Here is a 23,960-nt window from a genome sequence, read left to right on the forward strand (position 1 = left end):
ACTCTCACGACCATGACGTCTTCGAAGCGTGACCGCGCCGAGGCCCTGCCCCAGGACCTTCAGGAGGCGCTGCGCCGCCGCCTTGCCGGACGGGCCGGGGCCGCCGGTGCGGCGGGCCGGGCCGGGGCACCGGACGCGGCGGCCCGGCGGGGCATCCCGCGCGCGGACCGCTCCCGCCCGCTGCCGCTGTCCTTTGCCCAGCAGCGGCTGTGGTTCCTCGACCGGCTGAGCCCCGGCGACGCCCGCTACAACAGCGCGGTCGCCCTGCGGCTCACCGGCCCGCTGGACCGCACCGCCCTTTCCCGCGCCCTCGACACCGTGGTGGCGCGGCACGAGGCGCTGCGCACCACGTTCGAGGAGAGCGACGGGCGGCCCGCGCAGACCGTGCGCCCGGCGGGCCCGGTGCCGCTGCCGGTCCGGGACCTGACCGCGCCGAACGGCCCAGTCCCTGCCGCGCCGAACGCGCACGCCCCCGCCGCGTCGAGACCCGTCGACAGCGCCGCCGTGCTGGACGCGGCGCTCCTCGCCGAGTACGACCGCCCCTTCGACCTCGGCGCCGACGCGCTGCTGCGCGCACTTCTGCTGCGCGAGTCGGACACCTCCCACGTCCTGATGCTGACCGCCCATCACATCGTCACGGACGGCTGGTCGATGGGCGTGCTCCTCAATGAGCTGTGCACCGCCTACGACGCGTTCGCCCGCGGCGCCCAGCCGGACCTGCCGCCGGTGCCGACGCAGTACCCGGACTTCGCGGTATGGCAGCGCGAACAGCTCTCCGGGGCGCGGATCGAACGCCAAGTCGCCTACTGGAAGAAGCAGTTGACCGGCTCCGTGCCGCCCCCGCTGCCACTGGACCGGCCGCGCGGCGGGGAGGAGCCCGGGGCGGGCGCGATCCACCGCTTCACCGTGCCCGCCGACATCACGGCCCGGCTGCGCACCCTGGCGACCGCGCAGCACACCACCCTCTTCACGTCCCTGGTCGCCGCCTGCCAGACCCTGCTCGCCCGCTGGTCCGGGCAGGACGACAGCACCGTCGGCTCCCTGACGCCCGGACGCCCCCGCACCGACCTGGAACGCGCCGTGGGTTTCTTCGCCCACACCGTCGTCCTGCGCACCCCCGTGGCGCCCGGCGCCTCCTTCCGCGACCTGCTCACCGCCACCGCCGACACCGTCAACGAGGCCTTCGCGCACGGCGACACACCGTTCGAACGCCTGGTGGAGGCCGTCGGCGCGCCCCGCGAGGCCGGCCGCAACCCCCTGTTCGACGTCATGGTCCTGCTGCACCCGGACCCGCCCACGGCGCCCGCCCTGGACAGCCTGTCCGTCGCCCCGGTGGCCGTGCCCCGCCAGGCCGCCGCCTTCGACCTGAGCGTGGAGTTCGTACCGGACGGTGACCGGCTCACCGGACTGCTCGAGTACCGCACCGACCTGTTCGACACGGCCACCGCCGAGCGGATGGCGGACCAACTCCTTCGCCTCCTCGACGGCGCCACCACGGAACCGGACCGGCCCCTGGACGCGCTGCCCCTGCTCTCCGAGGACGAGGCACGGCGCGTCACGGACGAGTGGAACGCGACCGCGCGCCCCGTCCCCACCACGACCTGCCCCGAACTGTTCGCCCGCCGGGCCGCGCGCACCCCGCACGCCACCGCCCTGGTCGCCGGGGGCGAGCGCCTCGACTATGCGACGCTCGACGCCCGCGCCACCCGTCTCGCCCACCACCTCGTCGACCGGGGCGCGGGCCCCGAACGGCTGGTCGCGCTGCGCCTGCCCCGCACCGCCGACATGGTCGTGGCGATCCTCGCCGTGTGGAAGTCCGGCGCCGGCTACCTGCCGCTCGACCTCGCGCTGCCCGAGGAGCGCGTGCGGTTCCTGCTCGACGACGCGCGACCGGCCCTCGTCCTCGACGAGGAGACACTGCGGGCGCTGCCCGACGCGGACGGAGAGCCGGGCCCGACGGACGCGCCCGGGGAAGCGAACGCGACGGACGCGGCCCGGGAGCCGGATCCGACGGACCAGGTCGGGGAGCCCGACTCGGTGGACCCCGCCCGCCTCACCCCGCCCCACCCCGACACCACCGCCTACGTCATCTACACCTCCGGCTCCACCGGCCGCCCCAAGGGTGTCGCCGTGTCCCACCGCTCCGCGGCGAACCTCCTGTCCGGCCACCGCGAGGGCTTCGTCGCCGACGCGGGCGGCGGCCCGCTGCGGGTGGCGCTGACGGCGTCGTTCTCCTTCGACACCTCGCTGGAGGGCGTGCTGCTGATGGCCGACGGCCACCCGCTGCACCTGGTCGACGAGACCACCCGGCTCGACGCCGCCGCCCTCGTCGAGTACGTCGTCGAACACCGCGTCGACTTCCTCGACCTGACGCCTTCCTACCTGCGGCAGCTGCTGCCCGCCGGACTCCTCACCGACCCCCGCCACCGCCCGCGCGTGCTGATGCTCGGCGGTGAGGCCATCGGCCCCGCCCTGTGGCGGGAGCTCGCCGCGCACCGGGACGTGGCCGCGTACAACTTCTACGGCCCCACCGAGTGCACGGTCGACGCCCTGGCCTGCCGGATCGAGGGGGAGGACCGGCCGCTGGTGGGCCGGCCGCTGCCCAACGTGCGGGCGTACGTCCTCGACGCCGGGCTGCGGCCCGTGCCGCCCGGCGTCGGCGGCGAGCTGTACCTCGCGGGCGAGCAACTGGCCCGCGGCTACGCAGGACGGCCCGGCCTGACCGCCGCGCGCTTCCTCGCCGACCCCCACGGCGCGCCCGGCACCCGCATGTACCGCACCGGCGACCTGGCCCGCTGGACGGCAGACGGGCGCCTGGACTACCTCGGGCGCGCCGACGACCAGGTGAAGGTGCGCGGCCATCGCATCGAGCCGGGCGAGGTCGAGGCCGCGCTCCTCGACCTGCCGGAGATCACCGCCGCCGCGGTCGTCGCGGTGCCCGACCCTCAGGGGCATGCGCGCCTCGCCGCCTACCTCGTGCCCGCGGCGGACGCGGCCCGGCCGCAGGCGTCGGAGCTGCGGGCCGCCTGCCGCAGGGTCCTGCCCGACCACATGGTGCCCTCGTCCTTCAGCCTGCTCGCCGCGCTGCCCCTGACCACCAGCGGCAAGCTCGACCGCCGCGCCCTGCCGGCCCCCGACCTCGACGCCGCCCCGCGCGAGCGGGAGTTCGTCGCCCCGCGCACCGGCGACGAGCAGACGCTCGCCGACATCTGGGCCGACGTCCTCGGCGTCGCCCGCGTCGGCGTCACGGACAACTTCTTCGAGCTGGGCGGCGACTCCATCCTCAGCATCCAGGCCGTCTCGCGCGCCCGCGCGGCCGGACTCCAGCTCACCTCGCAGGACGTCTTCCGCCACCAGACCGTCGCCGACCTGGCCACCGCCGCGTCCCGCAGGACCGCCGAGGTCCCCGCGCCCCGGCAGCCGCGCGCCGAAGGGCCCGCCCCGCTGACCCCCGTACAGGAGTGGTTCCTCACCACCCACGGCGCGCTGCGGCACTTCAGCATGTCGATGCTCCTCGACCTGCCGCACGACGTCGACGAGCAGGCCCTGGAGCGGTCACTGACCGCGCTGGTCGCGCACCACCCGGCGCTGCGCACCCGGTTCGCCCGGAACGGCGAGGCCTGGGAACAGCACCCCGGCGCCGTCCCGGCCACCGCCCCGCTCACCCGTCACGACCTGTCCGGTGCCCCCGACCCCGCGGCGGCCCGCACCGCCGCCGCGGACGCCGCCCGCGCCGCCCTCGACCCGGCCACCGGCGCCCTGCTCCGCGCCGCCCTGCTGCTGCCCCCGGCAGGCGAGCGCCCCCAGCTGTTCCTGACCGCCCATCACCTGGCCGTGGACAGCGTCTCCTGGCGCATCCTCCTGCCCGACCTCGAACAGGCCTACCGGCAGGCGGCCACGGGCGCCCCCGTCCAACTGGAGCCCACCACAACCGAGTTCACCGACTGGGCCGCCCACCTGTCGAGCCGCGTGCGCGCCGGAGAGTTCGACGACGACCTGCCGTACTGGACGGCCGAGGCCGCCGCCCCCCGCACCCCGCTGCCCGTCGACCGGACCGCCACCCCGCTCGCCGGATCCGTGCGCACCGTCCGCACCCGCGTGGACCGCACCACCACCGAGGCGCTCCTTCGCCGGGTGCCCGCCGCCTACCGCACCCAGGTCAACGACGTACTGCTCAGCGCCCTCGGCCGGGTCCTCGCCGACTGGACGGGCGCCGAGCGGGTGACCGTGGCCCTGGAGGGACACGGCCGCGAAAACGACACGGACGACACGGTCGACGTGTCCCGCACGGTGGGCTGGTTCACCACCCAGTACCCCGTCACCCTCACCGCCGCCGGACCGGCCGCCGCGCCCGACTGGGGTGCCACCCTGAAGGCGGTCAAGGAGCGGCTGCGCGCCGTGCCCCGGCGCGGCCTGAGCTACGAGGCGCTGGCCCGCCTCGGTTCCCCCGACCCCTCCGCGCGGGCGCTGCGCGAACTGCCCCTGCCCCAGGTGTGCTTCAACTACCACGGACAGTGGGACACCTCCGGCGGCCAGGAGTTCGCGCCGGCTGCCGACGTGCCCGGCCGGGACATGGCGGCCGACGAACCCCTGGACCATCTCCTGGACGTCTCGGCCGTGGTGGCCGACGGCGAACTGGAGATCATCTGGCACTACAGCGAGCAGACGCACGACGCGGACACCGTCCGGAGCCTGGCCGACGGCATGGTCCGGGCGCTCGGCGCGATCACCGAGCACTGCGCGCGGCCCGACGCCGGCGGCCGCACCCCTTCCGACTTCCCGCTCGCCCGCCTGGACCAGGCGGGCGTGGACCGCCTGGCCGGTGACGGCCGCGGAGTCGAGGACCTGCTTCCGCTGACGCCGCTTCAGGAGGGCATGCTCTTCCATCGCCTGGTCGGCGGCCCCGACGACGTGTACGTCGACCAGGCCACCCTGCTCCTGGAGGGCGTCGCCGACCCGGGCGCCTTCGCCGCGGCCTGGCAGCGCGTGACCGACCGGACGCCCGCGCTGCGGACCTCGGTGGTGTGGGAGGACGTATCCATACCGCTCCAGGTCGTACACCGCGACGTACGCGTGCCCGTCACCCAGCTGGACTGGCGCGAACTCACGGAGGACGAGCGGTCCGAGCGCCTCGACCGGCTCCGCTCCGACGACCTCGCGCGCGGCATCGACCTCGCCGCCGCCCCGCTGATGCGCCTCACCCTGATCCGTCTGTCCGACGCGCGGCTGTGCCTGCTGTGGACCTCCCACCACATCATCCTGGACGGCTGGAGCCTCGCCCAGGTGCTCTCCGAGGTGTGCGAGGAGTACGCGGCCCGCACCACCGGAAGCACCCCGCAGCCGGTCGTGCGCCGGCCCTTCGCCGACTATGTGCGGTGGCTGGCCGAGCAGGACGCCGACGCCGGGCGCGCGCACTGGCGCGAGGCCCTCGCCGGTTTCGCCACGCCGACGCCGCTGCCCGTCGACCGGCCGCTGCGCGACGCCCACCAGGCACGTTCCGCGGGCGTCCACAAGGCCGGTCTCTCCGACACGGTGTCCGCGACGCTGGCCCGCACCGCCCGGCGGGCCGGGCTCACCGTCAACACGGTGGTCCAGGGCGCCTGGGCGCTGCTCCTGTCCCGCTACAGCGCCGAGCGGGACGTGGTGTTCGGCACCACGGTCTCCGGCCGCCCCGACGACCTGCCGGGCGTCGAGTCCATGGTGGGCATGTTCATCAACACTCTGCCCACCCGCGTCCGGGTCGACGGCGGGGCCACGGCGAGCGCGTGGCTGCGTGAACTCCAGGAATCCCAGGCCGAGTCACGCCGGTTCGCCGCGGTCTCCCTGGCCGAGCTGACCTCGCTGAGCGACGTGCCGTCCGGTACCCCGCTGTTCCACAGCATGGTCGCCTTCGAGAACTACCCCTTCGACGAGGCCCGCACGGCCGCCTCCGGCGTGCGCCTGGCGGACGTCACCTCGCGCGACGCCACCAACTACCCGCTCGTGCTGCGCGCCTACCAGGGCGACCGCGTCGGCTTCGACCTCGCCTACGACCCCGGCCTGTTCGACGACGGCACGGCACGGGCGCTCGCCGACCGGCTGTGCCTGCTGCTCGCCGAGATCGCCGCGGACCCCGAGCGCCCGCTGCGCGCCCTGCCCTGGACGACCGCCGAGGAGCGGAACCGCGCTCTCGCGGAGGGAGCCGAGGGGTACGGCACCGAAGCCGAGGGGAACGGCACCGGACACGCCCGCCCCACCGACACCTTGGTGGACCTCTTCGAGGCACAGGCCGCCCGCACGCCCGACGCCACCGCCGTCACCTGCGGGGACGACCGCCTCGACTACGCCACGCTGGACGGGGAGGCCGGACGCCTCGCCCACCGCCTCGCCGAGGCCGGTGCCGGACCCGAGCACTTCGTGGCCCTCGCCCTGCCCCGCTCCACCGACCTGGTCGTGGCGATCCTCGCCGTCCTGAAGTCGGGCGCCGCCTATCTGCCGGTCGACCCCCGGCTGCCCGCCGAACGCGTGGCCCAACTGCTCGGCGACGCGGCGCCCGTGATGCTGGTGACCACCGCCGACGCCGCCGTGTCCGCCGAGGGCACCGGTGTGCCCGTGCTGCTCCTGGACGACCCGGCGGTCCGCGCCGACCTCGCCGGCCGCCCGGCCACCCTCCCGGAACCGGCCCGCCGCGCGCTGCCGGAGAGCCCGGCCTACGCCATCTACACCTCCGGCTCCACCGGCCGCCCCAAGGGCGTGGTCGTGCCGCACGCCAACGTCGTACGGCTGTTCACGCGCACCCGGCACTGGTTCGGCTTCGACGAGCACGACGTGTGGACGCTGTTCCACTCCTACGCCTTCGACTTCTCCGTGTGGGAGCTGTGGGGGCCGCTGCTGCACGGCGGCCGGCTCGTCGTCGTCCCCGACGACGTCGCACGCTCCCCGGAGGACTTCCTGCGCCTGCTCGTCGACGAGCAGGTCACCGTCCTCAACCAGACGCCGTCCGCGTTCCACCCGCTGGCCCGCGCCGACGCCGAACACCCCGACCTGTCCGCGCGCCTGGCGCTGCGCACGGTGGTCTTCGGCGGCGAGGCCCTCGACGTCGACCGGCTCGCCGACTGGTACAGGCGCCACGGCGACAGCGCGCCGCGCCTGGTCAACATGTACGGCATCACCGAGACCACCGTGCACGTCACGTACGAGCCCCTGGACCGCGCGACGGCGCGCACGGGCGCCGCGAGCCCCATCGGCACCGGCATCCCCGATCTGCGGGTCCATGTGCTCGACGGCGACCTCACGCCCGTACCGCCCGGCGCGATCGGGGAGATGTACGTGGCGGGGGAGGGCCTGGCCCGCGGCTACCTGGGCCGGCCGGGGCTGACCTCGACGCGCTTCGTGGCCGACCCGTCCGGGCCGTCCGGCAGCCGCATGTACCGCACCGGCGACCGGGCGCGCCGACGGGCCGACGGCACCCTGGAATTCCTGGGCCGCTCCGACGAGCAGGTGAAGATCCGCGGCTACCGCATCGAGCCGGGCGAGATCGAGGCCGCCCTGCACCGTCACCCGGGCGTGAGCGCCGCGACGGTCGGCGTGTACGAGGACGCCTCCGGGACCCGGCGCCTGGTCGCCCACGTCGTCGGGACGGGGAACGACCCCGGAACGGACGCGGACGGTGCTTCCGGCGACACCGGCACGCGCGGCAGCAGTGGTCCGGGCGCCGATCCGGGCGCCGGTCCGGATGCCGGTCCCGGCGGCAGCGGTCCCGGCGGCGAGCCCGCCTGCGCGGAGCCCGCCGCGCCGTCCGCCGCAGACCTGCGCGCCCACCTGGAGCGCCTGCTGCCCGCCCACATGGTCCCCGCGGCCTACGTACCGCTCGCGGCCCTGCCGCTCACCGTCAACGGCAAGCTCGACCGGCGCGCGCTGCCCGCACCCGGCCCCGACGGCTTCGCCGTCGGCACCGACCGCACCCCGCCGCGCACCCCCGCGGAACGCGCGGCCGCCGCCGCCTGGACGGACGTGCTCGACACCGACACCGTCGGCGCCGACGACGACTTCTTCGCGCTCGGCGGCGACTCCATCCTCGCCGTGCGCGTCACCTCCCGGCTGCGCACGGCCTTCGGCACGGACGTCTCACCGCGGCTGCTGTTCACCCACGCCACGCTGTCCGCCCTGGCCGCCGCGCTCGGCGACCCGGTGGCCGACGGGGGCGCCGGGGCCGACCTCATCCCGGCCGCGGATCCCGGCATCCCGGCGCCATTGTCGTACGCCCAGCAGCGCCTGTGGTTCCTCGACCGCTTCGAACCGGGCAGCACCGAGTACACGACGCTGTCCGTGCTGCGCCTGCGCGGATCCCTCGACGCGGCCGCCCTGCGCGCGGCCCTGGACGGCCTGGTGGCCCGGCACGAGGCGCTGCGCACCACCTTCGCCGAGGACGACGGCCGGGCCCGGCAGGTCGTCCATCCGCCGTACGCGGTGGAGCTGCCCCTCGACGTCCTGCCGGGCGCCGACCAGGCGGCACAACTGGACGCCGTCCTCAACCGCGCCGCCGCGACCCCCTTCGACCTGTCCGCCGGGCCGCTGCTGCGCGCCCGGCTCGTCCGCCTGGCCGACGACGAGCACGTGCTGGTCCTCGCCGTCCACCACATCGTCACCGACGGCTGGTCCGGCGCCGTCCTCGGCCGCGACCTCGGCGAGCTGTACGCGGCGGCCCTGGAGCAGCGCGCCCCCGAGCTGCCGGAACTGCCCGTGCGGTACACCGACTACGCCGCCTGGCAGCGCGCCCGCACCGACATCGCCGACGAACAACTCGCCCACTGGCGCGGGGTATTGGCCGACCTCGAACCGCTGGAGCTGCCCACCGACCGGCCGCGCCCCGCCGTGCGCACCCGCGACGGCGCCCTGGTGACCTTCCGGCTGCCCGCCGAGCTCACCGCGAGGCTGCGCGCGACGGGCCGCAGCGCCGACGCCACCCTCTACATGACGCTCCTCACGGCCTGTCAGGTCCTGCTCGCCCGCTGGGCCGGCCAGGAGGACGTCGCCGTCGGCACCGTGACCGCGGGCCGCGAGCGGCCCGAACTCGACGACGTCGTCGGCATGTTCGTCAACACCCTCGTGCTGCGCGGCCGGGTCCGCCCCGACGCGTCGTTCCGCGAGCTGCTCGGCGAGGCGCGCACCACCGTCCTGGACGCGTCCGCCCACCAGGAAGTGCCCTTCGAGCGGCTCGTGGACGCCCTGGAGCCCGAGCGGGACACCAGCCGCACACCGCTGTTCCAGGTCATGGTGGCCCTGCACAACCTGGGCGCGGAGACACCCCGCATGCCCGGCCTGGACGTCGAGCCCGTGACACCGCCGGTGCGCAACGCCACCTTCGACCTCGCCTTCGACTTCGTCGAGCACGACGGGGGCGTCACCGGCCACCTGGAGTACAACACCGGCCTGTTCGACGCGGACACCGCCGAACGCCTGGCCGCGCGCCTCACGCTGCTCCTCGAAGCCGCCGCCGACGACCCGGAGCGGGAGGTCGGCGCGCTGCCGCTGATGACCGCAGCCGAGCGGCGTCAGGTCCTGGAGGAGTGGCAGGGCGACCGGCTGCCCGCGGCAGACACCGCCTTCCCGGCCCTGTTCGCAGCACAGGCGGCACGCACCCCGCACGCCACCGCCCTCGTGGGCCGCGACGCCACGCTCGACTACGCGGCCCTCAACGACCGCGCCAACCGCCTCGCCCACCACCTGATCACCCTCGGCGTCGGCCCCGAGGAGGTCGTCGCGGTCCGACTGCCGCGCACCACCGACCTGTTCGTGACCCTCTTCGCCGTCCTGAAGGCGGGCGGCACCCTGCTCTGCCTCGACCCCGACCTGCCCGAGGAGCGCGAGGCATTCCTCCTCGCGGACACCGCCCCGCGCACGCTCCTGACGGCCGAGACCCTGCGCGAGGTGCCCTGGGACCGGATGCCCGCGCACGACCCGACCGACGCCGACCGCCTGGCACCGCTGCGCCCCGGCCACGGCGCGTACATCATCTACACCTCCGGCTCCACCGGGCGGCCCAAGGGCGTCCTCGTGGAGCACCGGCACCTGGTCAACCTCTGCCACGACCACCGCAAGGGGCTCGTCGCCCCGCACACCGCCGACGGGCGGCGCCTGAAGGCCGCGCTCAGCGCCTCCTTCTCCTTCGACACCTCCTGGGAAGGGCCGCTGCTGCTCGCCCTCGGCCAAGAGGTGCACCTCGTCGACGAGGACGTACGCCTGGACCCGGAGGCATTCTGCGCCCAAGTCGCCGACAGCGAACTGGACTTGGTGAACGTCACCCCGTCCTTCCTGCGCGAACTGACCGCCGCCGGGCTCCTCGCCCCCGGCCGCCACCACCCGCGCGTACTCCTGGTGGGCGGCGAGGCCGTCGGCACCGACACCTGGCGCGAACTGTGCGCGGCGCAGGACCTCGGTGTGACCGCGTACAACATGTACGGGCCCACCGAGTGCACCGTCGACGCCGTCTACGGCCGCTGCGCCGCACAGCCCGGGCACCCCGTCATCGGCCGCCCCGGACGCGGACTGCGCGCCTACGTCCTCGACGGCGCGCTGCGCCCGGTGCCGCCCGGCGTGCCGGGCGAGCTGTATCTGGCCGGTGCGCAGGTGGCCCGGGGGTATCTGAACCGGCCCGGCCTGACCGCCGCCCGCTTCCTCGCCGACCCGTTCGGCGGTCCGGGGGAGCGGATGTACCGCACCGGAGACCGTGCCCGCTGGGACGCCCAGGGCCTGCTCGAATTCCTGGGCCGGGCCGACGAACAGGTCAAGATCCGCGGCTTCCGCGTCGAGCCCGGCGAGGTGGAGGCCGCGCTCCTCGCCGCCCCGGACGTCGCCGAGGCCGTGGTGACGGCCCGCGAACACGCGGGCCGCGTCATGCTCGTGGCCTACCTGGTGCCCGCGGGCGAGCGCACCCCGACGGCCGACGACCTGCGCGTACGGCTGCGGCGGACCTTGCCCGACCACATGGTGCCCGCGGCCTTCGTGCCGCTGGCGAAGATCCCGCGGACCAGCAGCGGCAAGACCGACCGGCGCGCGCTGCCCGCCCCGCCCGCACAGCCCGACAGCACGACGTCGTACGTGGCGCCGCGCCCCGGCAACGAGGAGCGCCTGGCCGCGATCTGGGCCGAGGTCCTCGGCGTCGAACGGGTGGGCGCGCGCGACGACTTCTTCACGCTCGGCGGCGACTCGATCCTCAGCATCCAGATCGTGTCCCGCGCCCGGCAGGCCGGACTCGCCCTGTCCACCAAGGACGTCTTCCGGCACCGCACGGTCGCCGAACTCGCCCTGTGCGCAAGGGAAGCGGCACCCCGGGCCCGGGCGGCGGACGGCACCGAGCCCGCCGAGGCGCCGCTCACGCCCATCCAGCGCTGGTACCTCGACGGCCGCCGCCCCGACGACCCGCTGCGCTTCACCATGACCCAGCGCCTCGAACTGGCCCCGGACACCGACCTGTCCGCCCTGAGGGAGGCCGCGGACGCCGTCGTACGCCACCACGCCGCCCTGCGCACCCGCTTCCGCCGCACCGGCGACGGCTGGCGCCAGGAAGTCCTGCCGGAACCCCCCGACGGACTCGTCACCCACCACGACGTGACAGACCTGGACGGACCCGGCCTGGAGGCCGAGGTGCAGCGGACGGCGGAGGCCGCCCAGGCCGCCCTCGATCCCACCGAGGGCCGGGTCGTGCGCGTCCTGCTCTTCGACCGCGGTCCCGGCCGGAGCGCCCAACTCCTCGTCACCGTGCACCACTTGGTGATGGACGGCGTGTCCTGGCGCATCCTGCTCGCGGACCTGGAGGCCGCCCACCGCGCCGCGACGGCGGGCCGGACCGTCGCGCTGCCCCCGGTGGGCACCGGCTACGGCCGGTGGGCCGCCCTGCTCGACCGGCACACCCGCTCCGGCGGCCTGGACGCGGACCTGGCCTACTGGACGCGTCCCGCGGTGCCGGCCGCCCTGCCCGCGGGCCGCCCCGGCCCCAACACCCACGGCACCGCCGCCACCGTCACCGTCACGCTGACAGCCGACGAGACCGAGGCGCTGCTGCGCCAGGTCCCCGACGTCTACCGCACCCAGGTCGACGACGTGCTGCTCAGCGCCCTCGCCCGCACCCTGGCCCGCTGGTGCGCCCACGACACCGTGCTCATCGGGGTGGAGGGGCACGGCCGCGAGGACCTCTTCGACGGGCACGACGACAGCGCCGGTGCAGGCCCCGACGCCCTCGGCGGTTCCGGCGACCGCATCGACGCAGACGACCCCGGCGACATCGACCTGTCCCGGACCGTCGGCTGGTTCACCGCCGAGTACCCCCTCGCCCTGACCGTCGACCCGGACGCGGGATGGCGCACCACCCTGCGGTCCGTCAAGGAACAGCTGCGCGCGGTCCCGCACCGCGGCCTCAGCCACCAGGCCCTGCGCCGACTCCTTCCGGACAGTCCGCTCGCCGACACCCCGGTGCCGCAGGTCGGGTTCAACTACCACGGGCAGTGGGACACGGGCACCGGTGGCGGCGCCGACGGTGGTCTGTACGGTGGCTCGCTCCCGCCGGCGGGGCGCGACACCGACCCCGACGAACCCCGCCCCTACCTCCTGGACCTCACCGGCGTCGTCCAGGACGGCCGGCTCGAACTCGGCCTGACCTACCCGAGTGCCGTGTACGACGAGTCCACCGTCCGCCGCCTCGCCGAGGAGACATGTGCCGCGCTGCGCGACATCGTGGCGCACTGCGCCCGGCCGGACGCCGGCGGCCGCACACCGTCCGACTTCCCGCTCGCCGGCCTCACCCAGGAGCAGGTGGACCGGCTGGTGGGCGACGGCCGACAGGTGGCGGACGTGCTGCCCCTGACGCCCCTGCAGTCCGGGATGCTCTTCCACGGCCTGGTCGACGACGCGGGCGCGTACTTCGACCGGACCGCGGTACGGCTGTCCGGCGTGACCGACCCGCACGCGTTCGCGCACGCCTGGCAGCAGGTGGCCGACCGCACCCCGGCGCTGCGCACCAGCGTCCACTGGCGGCAACTGCCGCACCCGGTGCAGGTGGTGCACCGCTACGCCGACCTGCCCGTCACCCACCTCGACTGGCGCGACCTGACGCCCGAGCAGCGCGCCGTCGCCACGGAGCGGCTGCTCGCCGAGGACCGCGCCGCGGGCATGGAACTGACCGCCGCGCCCCTCACCCGGATCACACTCGCCGCCCTGCCCGGCGACGAAGTCCTGCTGCTGTGGTCCTCGCATCACCTGATTCTCGACGGATGGAGCACCGGACAGCTCCTCACCGAGGTGTGCGAGCGCTACGCCGCGCTCACCGGCGGCACGGACGCGGCACCGCCGCTGCGCCGGCCGTTCGCGGACTTCGTACGGTGGCTGCGCGACCAGGACGAGGGCGCGGCCGAACAGTTCTGGGCCGACTCGCTCGCCGGCTTCCCGGCCGCGACACCGCTGCCGTACGACCGCGCGCCCGCCGAGGCCCACCGCGCCCGCTCGGGGGAAGCCGTCCACCACGAGCTGGACGCGGCCGTGTCGCGGCGGCTGCGGGAGACGGCCGCCCACGCCGGGCTGACCGTCAACACCGTGGTGCAGGGGGCCTGGGCGCTGTTGCTCGCCCGCTACAGCGGCCGCCGCGACGTGGTGTTCGGCACCATCGTGTCGGGCCGCCCGGCCGAACTGCCCGGCGTGGAGTCCATGGTGGGCATGTTCATCAACACCGTGCCGACGCGCGTGCGGGTGCCCTCCGGCAGCGTGCTGTCCTGGCTGCGCGGCCTGCAGGAGGAGCAGAGCGACGCCCGGCGCCACGACTTCATGGCCCTGTCCCGTATCCAGGCTCTCAGCGATGTCCCGGCGGGCCAGGCCCTGTTCGACAGCATGGTGGTGTTCGAGAACTATCCCGTCGACGAGTCGGCCACCGCCCGTACCGGAGTGGGCGTGGAGGAGGTGCACGCCGACGACGCCACGACGTTCCCGCTGTGCCTGCGCGCCCACCTGAGCGACCGGCTCGGCTTCGACCTGGCCTACGACGCGGCCCTCTTCGACCGCGCCACCGTGGCACGCGCGGCGACCCGGCTCGCCGCGCTCCTCACCCGGCTCGCCGAGGGGATGTCCGGTACGGCCGACGACCTCGACCTGCTCACCGCGGACGACCGGGACCTGCTGCGCCGGTGGAACACCACCGCCCGGCAGGTGCCGCCGCGCAGCCCTGTGGACCTGTTCGCCGAGCAGGCCCGCCGCGCCCCAGGCGCGGTCGCCCTGGACGGCGACGGCCGCGAGGTGACGTACCGTCAACTCGATGCCTGGTCCGACCGCGTGGCATCCCGGCTGCTCGCCGACGGCCTGCGGCCGGAGGACCGCGTGGCCCTCCTGATGGACCGCTCCGCCGAACTCGTGGTGGCGCAGCTCGCGGTCCTGAAGGCGGGCGGAGCCTACGTGCCCGTCGACACCCGGGCCCCCGAGGAACGCCGCCGCAGCCTGCTCGACCGCGCGGGCGTCACGGCACGGCTCACCGCCGCCGACGTCACCGCCGCGCACACCGCCCCCGGCGGGACGCTCACGGCACCGGCGGCGGACCCCGACCGCCTCGCCTACGTGATGTTCACCTCCGGCTCCACCGGCGAGCCGAAGGCCGTGGCCGTGCGCCACCGCGACGTGGCATCCCTCGCCACCGACGGCCGCTTCGCCGACGGCGTCTGCGCCCGCGTCCTGCTGCACTCACCGGTCGCGTTCGACGCCGCCACCTTCGAGGTGTGGGCGCCGCTGCTGACCGGCGGCTGCGTCGTCGTGGCCCCGGGCGAGACGGTGGACGCGGCCCTGCTGCGGCGGCTCGCCCGACCCGATGCCGATGCCGAAGCTGGTGCCGATCCCGGCACCGGGGCCAGGCCCGACTCCGCCTCCGGCACAGGAACCGGAGGCGGCCGTCACGGACTGACCGCGCTGTGGCTGACGGCCGGTCTGTTCCGGCTCCTCGCCCAGGACGCCCCGGACTGCTTCGCGGGCCTGCGGCAGGTGTGGACCGGCGGTGACGTGGTCCCCGCGGCCGCCGTGCGCCGGGTCCTCGCCGCCTGCCCCGGACTGACCGTCGTGGACGGCTACGGCCCGACCGAGACCACGACCTTCGCCACGTCCCACGCCCTGGCGGACGCCACGGCCGTGCCCGACACCGTGCCCATCGGCCGCCCGCTGGACGACATGCGCGTCCACGTGCTCGACGCCCGCCTGCGGCCCGTACCGCCGGGCTGCGCGGGCGAGTTGTTCGTGGCGGGCGAAGGCCTGGCGCGCGGCTACCTGGGCCGCCCCGGTGACACCGCGGCCCGGTTCCTCGCCGACCCCTACGGGCCGCCCGGCACCCGGATGTACCGCACCGGCGATGTGGCCCGGCGGCGACCGGACGGCACGGTCGAGTTCCTGGGCCGCGCCGACGACCAGGTGAAGATCCGCGGGTTCCGGGTCGAGCCCGGCGAGGCGGAGGCCGCCCTCGCCGGCCACCCGGGCGTCGGGGACGTGGCCGTGGTGGCCCGCGAGGACCGGTCCGGCGCCCGGCGCCTCGTCGCCTACGTCGTCGGCCCCGCCTGCGACGACCTGGCCGGACTGCGGGAGTACGCCCTCCGAGTGCTGCCCGACTACCTCGTCCCGTCCGCGTTCGTGCCCCTGACGGCGCTCCCGCTCAGCGCCAACGGCAAGGTGGACCGGGCGGCGCTCCCGGCTCCGGACCCGGAGACCGGCTCGGAGCCCGGCACCCGGACCGAACCCCGCACCGACGCCGAACGCCGCACCGCGGAGATCTTCGCGGACGTGCTGGGCATCGACCGACCTGGCATGGAGGACGACTTCTTCCGCCTGGGCGGCGACTCGATCCTCAGCATCCGGCTCGCCTCCCGCCTCGCCGAGGAGTTCGGGACCGACGTGTCGCCGCGCGAGGTGTTCGCCCACCCGACGCCGGGCGCGCTCGCCGCGCTGCTCCGCGACCACCGGGCCACCGGCGAGGCGCGTCCCGCCGTCGTCCCCGTCGAGCGCGACGCCACGGCCCCGATGTCGTACGCACAGCAACGCATGTGGTTCCTGGAGGAGTTCGCACCCGGAGGTGCCGAATACGTCACCTCGCTCGCCCTGCGCCTGCGCGGCCACCTCGACACCAGCGCCCTCGCCACGGCGCTGCGCGGCCTGGTGGCGCGGCACGAATCGCTGCGCACCACCTTCGACGCGGTGGACGGCCACGGAGTGCAGATCGTCCACCCGCCGCACGAGGTGCCGCTGCCGCTGCAGGACCTGTCCGGGCTGCCCGGCGAGGAGCGCGCGGCGCGGCTCGACGAGCTGCTGGCGGCCGAGCGGGCCCGCCCGTTCGACCTGCGCCGCGGCCCGCTGCTGCGCGTCGGCCTGGTGCGGCTCGCCGACGACGAGCACGTCCTGACCCTGACCCTGCACCACATCGTCACCGACGGCTGGTCCACCGCCGTGCTCACCGGCGACCTCGCCCACTTCTACCGGACCGCGCTGGACGGCACCGCCGGCGAACTGCCGCCGCTGCCGGTGCAGTACGCCGACTACGCCCACTGGCAGCGCACCGCGCCCGGCGCCGACGCGCAGCTCGCGTACTGGAAGGAGCAGCTGGCCGACACCGAACCCCTGGACCTGCCCACGGACCGGCCCCGTCCGCCCGTGCGCACCCGCAACGGAGCGACCGCCCGTCTCGTCCTGCCGCCCGACACGGCGCGACGCCTCGCCCGGGTCGGCAGGGAGCGGGGCACCACCCTGTTCACGACGCTCGTCGCCGCGGCGCAGACGTTCCTCGCCAAGGTGTCGGGCGGCCGTGACATCGCCGTCGGCACCGTCACCTCGGGCCGTGACCGCGCCGAGGTCCAGCACCTCATCGGGTTCTTCGTCAACACCCTGGTCCTGCGCTCCCACGTCGACGCCGACCAGCCCTTCCCCGCCTTCCTCGACGGCGTCCGGCAGACGGTCCAGGACGCCTTCGCCCACCAGGACGTGCCGTTCGAGCAGGTCGTCGACGAGGTGCAGCCGGCCCGCGACACCAGCCGCACCCCGCTGTTCCAGGTCATGGTCGTCCTGCAGAACACCCCGGCCGCCGACCTGGACCTGCCCGGCCTGCACGTCGAGGACGTCGAGTCGGAGCTCCGGCACGCGGCGTTCGACCTCACCATGGAGTTCGCCGAGACGGACTCCGGAGCCCTGCACGGCGCGCTCACGTACAACACCGACCTCTTCGACACGGTCACCGCCGAGCGGATGGCCGACCAGCTCGGCACCCTCCTGACCGCCGTCGCCGACGACCCGCACCGCCCCCTCGGCGCCCTGCCGCTGGCCGGCGACGCGGAGCTGAAGTCCCTGCTCGACCAGGGACGCGGCACATCCGGGACGGTGCGGGCGGCGACCCTGCCGGACCTGTTCGAGCGGCAGGCGGCGCGCACGCCGGACGCCGTGGCTCTGGTGGAGGGCGTCCGGCAGTGGACGTACGCCGAGGTGGACCGCGCCGCCAACCGGCTCGCCCACCGGCTCATCGGCCAAGGCGTCGGCCCCGAACGGATCGTCGCCCTCGCCCTCCCGCGCGCGTGCGAAAGCGTCGTCGCGCAGCTCGCCGTCGCCAAGGCGGGCGGCGCCTTCCTGCCGGTCGACCCGAACTACCCCGCGCCCCGGCGGGAGTTCATGGTGCGCGACGCGGACGCGACGCTGGTCCTGGACGACCCGGCGGACGTATGGGTGCAGGACGGCCCGGACAGCGCCCCCACGGACACCGACCGCACGGCTGCCCTGACGCCCGCCCACCCGGCGTACGTCATCTACACCTCCGGGTCCACCGGCACCCCGAAGGGCGTGGTCGTTCCGCATCACGGTCTCGCGGGCTTCGCGGAGGCCGCCGCGGAGCAGTACGCCGTCGGCCCGGGCGACCGGGTGCTGCAGTTCGCCTCGCCCAGCTTCGACGCCTCCGTCCTGGAATTGTGCTGCTCGCTGCTCAGCGGGGCGACGCTGGTGACGGGCGAGGAGGGACCGCTGGTCGGCGAGCGCCTCGCCGAGGTCCTCGCCGAACGGCGTATCAGCCACACCCTCATCCCGCCCGCGGCACTGGCCACCGTGGATCCGGGCACGGCCGGATCGCTGCCGGAGCTGCGCACCCTGATCGTGGGAGCCGAGGCCTGTCCGCCCGACCTCGTGGCGCGGTGGGCGTCCGGACGCCGGATGATCAACTCGTACGGGCCGACGGAGGCCACGGTGGTCGCCACCTGGACGGGGCCGCTGAGCCCCGGCGCGGCCGCCCCGCCGATCGGCCGCCCGGCCGGTGCCACGCGCGTGTACGTCCTGGACGCGGCCCTGCGGCCCGTCCCGCCGGGCGTGACCGGGGAGTTGTACGTGGCGGGTCCCGGCCTTGCCCGGGGCTATCTGAACCGGCCGGGTCTGACCGCGCAGCGGTTCCTGGCCGACCCGTTCGGCGGGCCGGGCGAGCGGATGTACCGCACTGGCGACCTGGTCCTGTGGGGGGCGGACGGCCAACTGCGGTTCGCCGGACGGGCCGACGACCAGATCAAGCTGCGCGGCTTCCGCATCGAACCCGGCGAGATCGAGAGCGCGCTGCGCGGTTCTCCGCGGGTGCGGGACGCGGTGGTCGTCGTCCGCACGGCTCCGCGCCGGGAGGACGCGGCGGAGCCGGCGGGTGAGGACACCGACGGCCCGAACGGCTCGGCGGGCCCGAACGGCCAGGGCGCGGCCGACGACCACGCCCGCCTCGTGGCGTACGTCGTCCCCGCCGACCCGGAACCCGAGAGCCTGCCCCTCGCCGACCTGCGGGACCACCTGGCCGGGCTGCTCCCGCCGCACATGGTCCCGTCCGTGTTCGTGCCGCTGGACCGACTGCCGCTCACCCCGAACGGCAAGACGGACCGCCGTGCCCTGCCCGAACCCGGCCTCGCCCACACCGGCACCGGCGCGCACACCGCGCCGCGCACGGACACCGAACGCGACATCGCCCGCATCTGGGGCGACGTCCTGGGCGTCGACGGCGTCGGCGCGTACGACAACTTCTTCCACCTCGGAGGCGACTCGATCCTGAGCATGCAGGTGGTGTCGCGACTGCGCCGCGAAGGCCTGCACCTGGCCACCCGCGACCTGTTCACCCACCAGACCGTGGCCGAACTCGCCACCGTCGTGCGCACCGCGCCTCAGCGCTCCGAGGACGGCCCGGTGACCGGCGACGTACCGCTCACCCCCATCCAGGAGTGGTTCCTGACCACTCCGCGCGCGGGCCACCACCACTTCAACCAGTCGGCGCTCCTGGAACTGCACGCCGCGCCCGACCCGACGGCGCTGCGCGCCGCCCTGGGCGCCCTGCTGGAGCACCACGACGCCCTGCGCATGCGCTTCACCCACGACGCCGACGGCTGGCACCAGTTCAACCCGCCGCCGGCCGACGGTGCCGGGGACGAGGGCATGCCGGTCCGGTGCGACCTGTCGGGTCTGTCTGCCGAGGAGGCCGACGCGGCCATGGAGAAGGCCGCCGACGACCTGCACACCGGCTTCGACCTCGGCCGCGGCCCGCTGCTGCGAGCGGCCCTGTTCACCGGTGACGCGGACCGCCCGGTCTACCTCCTCCTGGTGGCCCACCACCTGGTCGTGGACGCCGTGTCCTGGCGGATCATCCGCGACGACCTGGAGGCCGCCTACCACCAGGCCGTCCAGGGGGAGCCCATCGCCCTGGGGGAGCGCAGCACCTCCTTCCGGGACTGGTCCCGGCGGCTCGCCGCCCACGTCGCCGAGGGCGGCCTCGACCACGAACTGCCGTACTGGCAGCAAGCGGTGACCGCCGAGCCGCTGCCGCCCGCCGACCGGCAGGAACCGGACGAGGGCGAGACCCGCACCCTCACCGTGGAGCTCGGCGAGGAGGACACCACGGCCCTGCTGCGGTCGGCACCGACCGCGTACCGCACCCGCGTCAACGACGTCCTGCTGGCCGCGCTCGCCCTGGCCCTCGCCCGCTGGACCGGCGGCGACCGGGTCCGCCTCGACCTGGAAGGACACGGGCGCGAGGACGTGATCGACGACGTCGACCTCTCCCGCACCGTGGGCTGGTTCACCACCGTCCACCCGGTCGCCCTCCAGGTGGCAGAGCCGGACGACCTCGGCCCGTCCCGCGACTGGCGGACCCTGGTGAAGTCCGTACGCCGCCAACTGCGCACCGTCCCCGGCAACGGACTCGGCTTCGGCGCGCTGCGCACCTTCGGCCCGCCCGAAGTGCGCGAGCAGCTGGGTGCGGCGGCGCACGGGCAGGTGGTGTTCAACTACCTCGGCCAGTGGGACGCGCGCCCGACCGCGCCCGAAGGCTCTCTGGTGCGCGCCGAGCACGGCTCGTTCGGACAGGACCACGACCCCCGGGACAGCGGCTCGCACCCTCTGGAGGTGGTGGGCGCGGTGCAGGACGGCCGCCTCGCCTTCACCTGGCACCACCGCCCCGGCCTGCACGACACGGAGACCGTACGCCGCGTGGCCGACGAGTTCGCCACCGCCCTGCGGCACTTGGCAGCACACGCCCGGGGCAGCGCGGCCGGCCCCGCCCGGGCCCGCCGATGAGGCCGCCCCGCCCCGGGATCCGCGGACCACCGGCCCCGGCCCCCGCCCCCGAACCCCGTTCCGCGGACCCACCGCGGACGATCCGGTCCGCCCGGACCGCGACCGCCCCACCGACCACGGAGACCCTGACATGGACGAGAACACCCGCTACCAGGTGCTGCGCAACGACGAGGACCAGTACTCGCTCTGGCCGACCGACGTCGACGTACCCACCGGCTGGCAGCCCGTCGGCAAGGAGGGCACGGAAACCGAGTGCTCCGCCTATGTGGACGAGGTCTGGACCGACATGCGCCCGCGCAGCCTGCGCGAGCGGATGGAGAACGCGGAAGCCTAGCCCTTGCGCCCCTTCGCTCCACCGCACCCCGCTCCACCCATGCCCTGCCCGAGGAGGTCGCCGATGACGCCGACACTGCACAGCGAACGGCTGGAGTTCACGCCGTACCGATCGGAGGACGAGGACCACTTCGTCACCCTCCTGCGCAACGAGGAGGTGCGCCGGTGGATGGGCCAGGAGGAGGTGCCGGAGGAGGACCTGCGCAAGGCGTTCCGCACGATCCTCACAGACATCTACCCGCAGGGTCTCTTCGACGTATGGGGCCTGTGGCACGAGGGGAGGTACGTCGGCCACGCGGAGGTCAAGAAGACGGGCAACGTGGACGGCCACGAACTCATCACGGCCCTGGCCCCCGACCACTGGGGCAAGGGCCTGGGCACCGAGGTGGTCCGCACCCTCCTGCGCCACGCCGCCGACAACCTGCACCTCAAGGAGGCCTACGGCATGGTGGGCGCCGCGAACGCCGCCAGCCTGGCGATGGCCGAACGCCTGGGGTTCCGCCACGTACGGGACGTGGTGGGCGACGACGGGTCGGTGACGAAGATGGTGGTGATCTCGACGACGGGGGAGGTGTGACAGCTCGTCGGCGACAACGGGTCAGTCCGTCGGCGACGACGGTTCAGCGCGAGAGCAACGCTTCAGTGCGAGAACGCGGCCAGGAGTTCCTCGCGGGCGGACACACCGACCTTGCGGTAGAGCGCCTTGAAGTGGTCGTTGACCGTGTGCGGGGACACGTCCAGGCGGCGGGCGATCTGTTTCGCGGGCAGGCCCTCCAGAGCCTGGCGCAGTACGGCCGCTTCGCGGGGCGTGATGCCGTACCAGGCGGCGACCGCGGGCAGCAGCGCACGGGAGGTGGCGGGCTGGACAGTGATGGCCACGTCACTCGTGCCCGTGCCTGCGCCCGTGCCCGCGTCCGTGTCGACGAGGGGCTGGGCGTGCGTCTCGATCCAGCCGTCGGGGGTCGGGATCCGGTTCACCACCGGGCCTCCGCGGCGGCGGGCCATGAAGGTGATGTGCCAGTACGTGAGCGGCAGCAGGTCGTCCGGACCCGTGAAGCCGGGCAGGCAGGCGCGGAGCCAGGCCCGGCCGTCCGGCGTCGCGGCGCGGATCCGGTCCGCGCCGTCGACGACCACCACGGCGGGCGGACGGCCGGTGCGCAGCGGGCGGGGCGTCCTGCGCGCGACGAACTGCTTCAACGCCTGCGCGAGCGGCGTGACCAGGCATTGGGCGCGCACGGCCTCCGCGGCTGTGAAGCACGGGCGGCCGCGCTCACGGACCAGCGCCATCGTCCCCCACAGCAGGCCGCCGCCGACGAGCGCGAGCCGCATCTCGCTGCCGAACCCCTGCGGCACCATCACCTCGTGCAGGCGCAGGCTGTCCCGCTCCTCCCGGGCGCCCGAGCCGAGCACGCCGACCTGGGACGCCCCGCGCCACAGTTCCGCGAAGGGGTGGCGGTCGCAGTTGCGGAACTCACCGAGCAGGACCTCGCGCAACGACCCGTAGCTGTACGTGTGTTCACCGCTGAGGAAGCAGCTCACGCGGGTGTGGGGGTCGAGGCCGGACAGCATGAAGCCGTCGTGCGGGACCAGTCGGCGCAGCTCCCGCGACAACTCGCGCCCCAACTCGTGCACCGTGGCGGCTTCCCCCGCCACGCCCGAGAACCGGCTGACGGCCCGCTCCACCCCGATCGCCATGACCGGAGTATGGCAAGGGGCAACTGCCGCCACATACGGAATTTCCGGAGACACCGGCACCGGCCTCGGGCGAGCGGCAAGCAGCCAGCGGCCGGGCAGCCAGCGGCCGGCGGCTAGCGGAGCATGCCGCTGTGGCGGTTGGCCGCGGCCCTGAGCCGGGCCACGGTCGCGGCCACAACCAGCAGTGCGGCCAGCGCGGCGAGGGCGGCCGACAGCGCGGGGAGCGGAGGCGGCACACCGTCGGGTCGCAGCACGTAGCGGAGCGACGTCGAGGCGAGCCTGCCCTCCACGAGGTGGCCGATGGTCAGCGCCCCGGCCACGAAGATGCTCAGCACGGCCGCGGCGGGTGACTCGGTGAGGCACAGCGCGATGCCCACGGTCGCGCAGACGGCGAGCACGCCGAACGCCGCGACAAGACCGAATGACGGTGCGTCGGCCCAGTTCCCGGGGCAGTGGGCCGCCCCGCAGAGCACGAGGAGCACGCCTGCCAGACGGCGCAGCCGCATCAGGGGCGCGGTGCGACCGGCCCTGGTCCTCTCCGGGAACAGCAGGGTGGACGGCTCGCCGGCCGTGGGGGGCGGCGCGGAGTCGGCGTGCTGCGTGCGGGGCGCCGTCGCCGTGTCCGCCGCGGCCTCGGCCGCCTGGTCGTCCCCGAGCCGGCTGATCAGCTGCACCAGGTCCTCGACGGACCTGGCCGTGGCGGCGGCCTGCACCGCCTCGGCGCCGGCGTGCGGGTCGTGCGACGGCCGGTGCAGCAGCAGCACGAGCCGGCTGACCTCGGGAATGGGGCGCTGCTCGGCGGCGCTCCGGATGGCGTCGTCCATGTGGTCGGCGGCGTGGTTCGGCGGGCCCAGCTCTTCCACCAGCCGGGTGACGTCGTCCACGGAGCGGGTCACCGCGGCCACCCGTAGCACGGACGCCGCCATGGTCAGGCCGTTGGGGGACTGCTCCAGCAAGGTGACCAGGTGCACGACGTCGTCCAGGGGCCGGGAGACGGCGGCGGCGTGTATCAGCTCCTCTATCGCGTCGCCGCCGTCCCAGTCGGCCGGAAGCGGCGTTTCACTCACGGCCTCCGGTGCGGCGGGTTCGTGCGAGGGGGTGCCGAGCTCCGCTGTTCCCCAGTGCAGCGACGTCGGATCCAGAAGTTCGCCCGTGCCGGAATTCGCGGGTCGGGCAGAGAAAGACTCAGGGGTCATGTCTGCTTCTCCACTTCAGTGGGCGTTCCCACCATCAGGGGCGAGCCGCCGGGCATGTCGCACCCCGGCCTGTGAACGTCTAACTGTTCTAAGCACCCTCCCCGCACCCCGCCACCGGAGAGCCACCCGACGGCCGCGCTCCCCTCGCACCGCCCACGCCGCTCCGGCCCCCGCGCC

5 protein-coding genes are annotated in these 23,960 nt (G+C 75.0%); 3 read left to right on the top strand and 2 right to left on the bottom strand.

The genetic code is table 11. The features are described from left to right. Positions 1–12 precede the first annotated feature (12 nt). The 3 genes from AC0KTA_RS38550 to AC0KTA_RS38560 all read left to right on the top strand — a co-directional run bounded on the left by AC0KTA_RS38550 (position 13) and on the right by AC0KTA_RS38560 (position 21,469). Positions 13–20,559, top strand: coding sequence for a non-ribosomal peptide synthase/polyketide synthase (locus AC0KTA_RS38550; protein ID WP_481052847.1), 20,547 nt, complete (start codon positions 13–15; stop codon positions 20,557–20,559). A 130-nt stretch (positions 20,560–20,689) separates the two neighbouring features. Further along, positions 20,690–20,893 (top strand): MbtH family protein, encoded by a 204-nt coding sequence (locus AC0KTA_RS38555; RefSeq protein ID WP_481052848.1) that lies wholly within the window; start codon positions 20,690–20,692, stop codon positions 20,891–20,893. Between the two features lie 63 nt (positions 20,894–20,956). Further along, positions 20,957–21,469 carry a GNAT family N-acetyltransferase gene (locus AC0KTA_RS38560; protein ID WP_481052849.1) on the top strand — a complete coding sequence of 171 codons (513 nt, stop codon included), beginning with the start codon at positions 20,957–20,959 and terminating at the stop codon, positions 21,467–21,469. A gap of 62 nt (positions 21,470–21,531) precedes the next feature. On the opposite strand, the gene AC0KTA_RS38565 is transcribed toward AC0KTA_RS38560, so the two are convergent. Both AC0KTA_RS38565 and AC0KTA_RS38570 read right to left on the bottom strand, forming a co-directional pair. Next, positions 21,532–22,587, bottom strand: coding sequence for a helix-turn-helix transcriptional regulator (locus tag AC0KTA_RS38565; RefSeq protein ID WP_481052850.1), 1,056 nt, complete (start codon positions 22,585–22,587; stop codon positions 21,532–21,534). 113 nt (positions 22,588–22,700) lie between these two features. After that, positions 22,701–23,783: a hypothetical protein gene (locus AC0KTA_RS38570; protein WP_481052851.1), complete on the bottom strand. Its 1,083-nt coding sequence runs from the start codon at positions 23,781–23,783 to the stop codon at positions 22,701–22,703. Positions 23,784–23,960 lie beyond the last annotated feature (177 nt).

The organism is Streptomyces sp. Y309 (assembly GCF_056712025.1).

Bases quoted from the DNA above. Each gene is read 5' to 3' on its own strand.
- AC0KTA_RS38550 (WP_481052847.1), top strand. From the start codon at position 13: ATGACGTCTTCGAAGCGTGACCGCGCCGAGGCCCTGCCCCAGGACCTT.
- AC0KTA_RS38555 (WP_481052848.1), top strand. From the start codon at position 20,690: ATGGACGAGAACACCCGCTACCAGGTGCTGCGCAACGACGAGGACCAG.
- AC0KTA_RS38565 (WP_481052850.1), bottom strand. From the start codon at position 22,587: ATGGCGATCGGGGTGGAGCGGGCCGTCAGCCGGTTCTCGGGCGTGGCG.
- AC0KTA_RS38570 (WP_481052851.1), bottom strand. From the start codon at position 23,783: ATGACCCCTGAGTCTTTCTCTGCCCGACCCGCGAATTCCGGCACGGGC.
- AC0KTA_RS38560 (WP_481052849.1), top strand. From the start codon at position 20,957: ATGACGCCGACACTGCACAGCGAACGGCTGGAGTTCACGCCGTACCGA.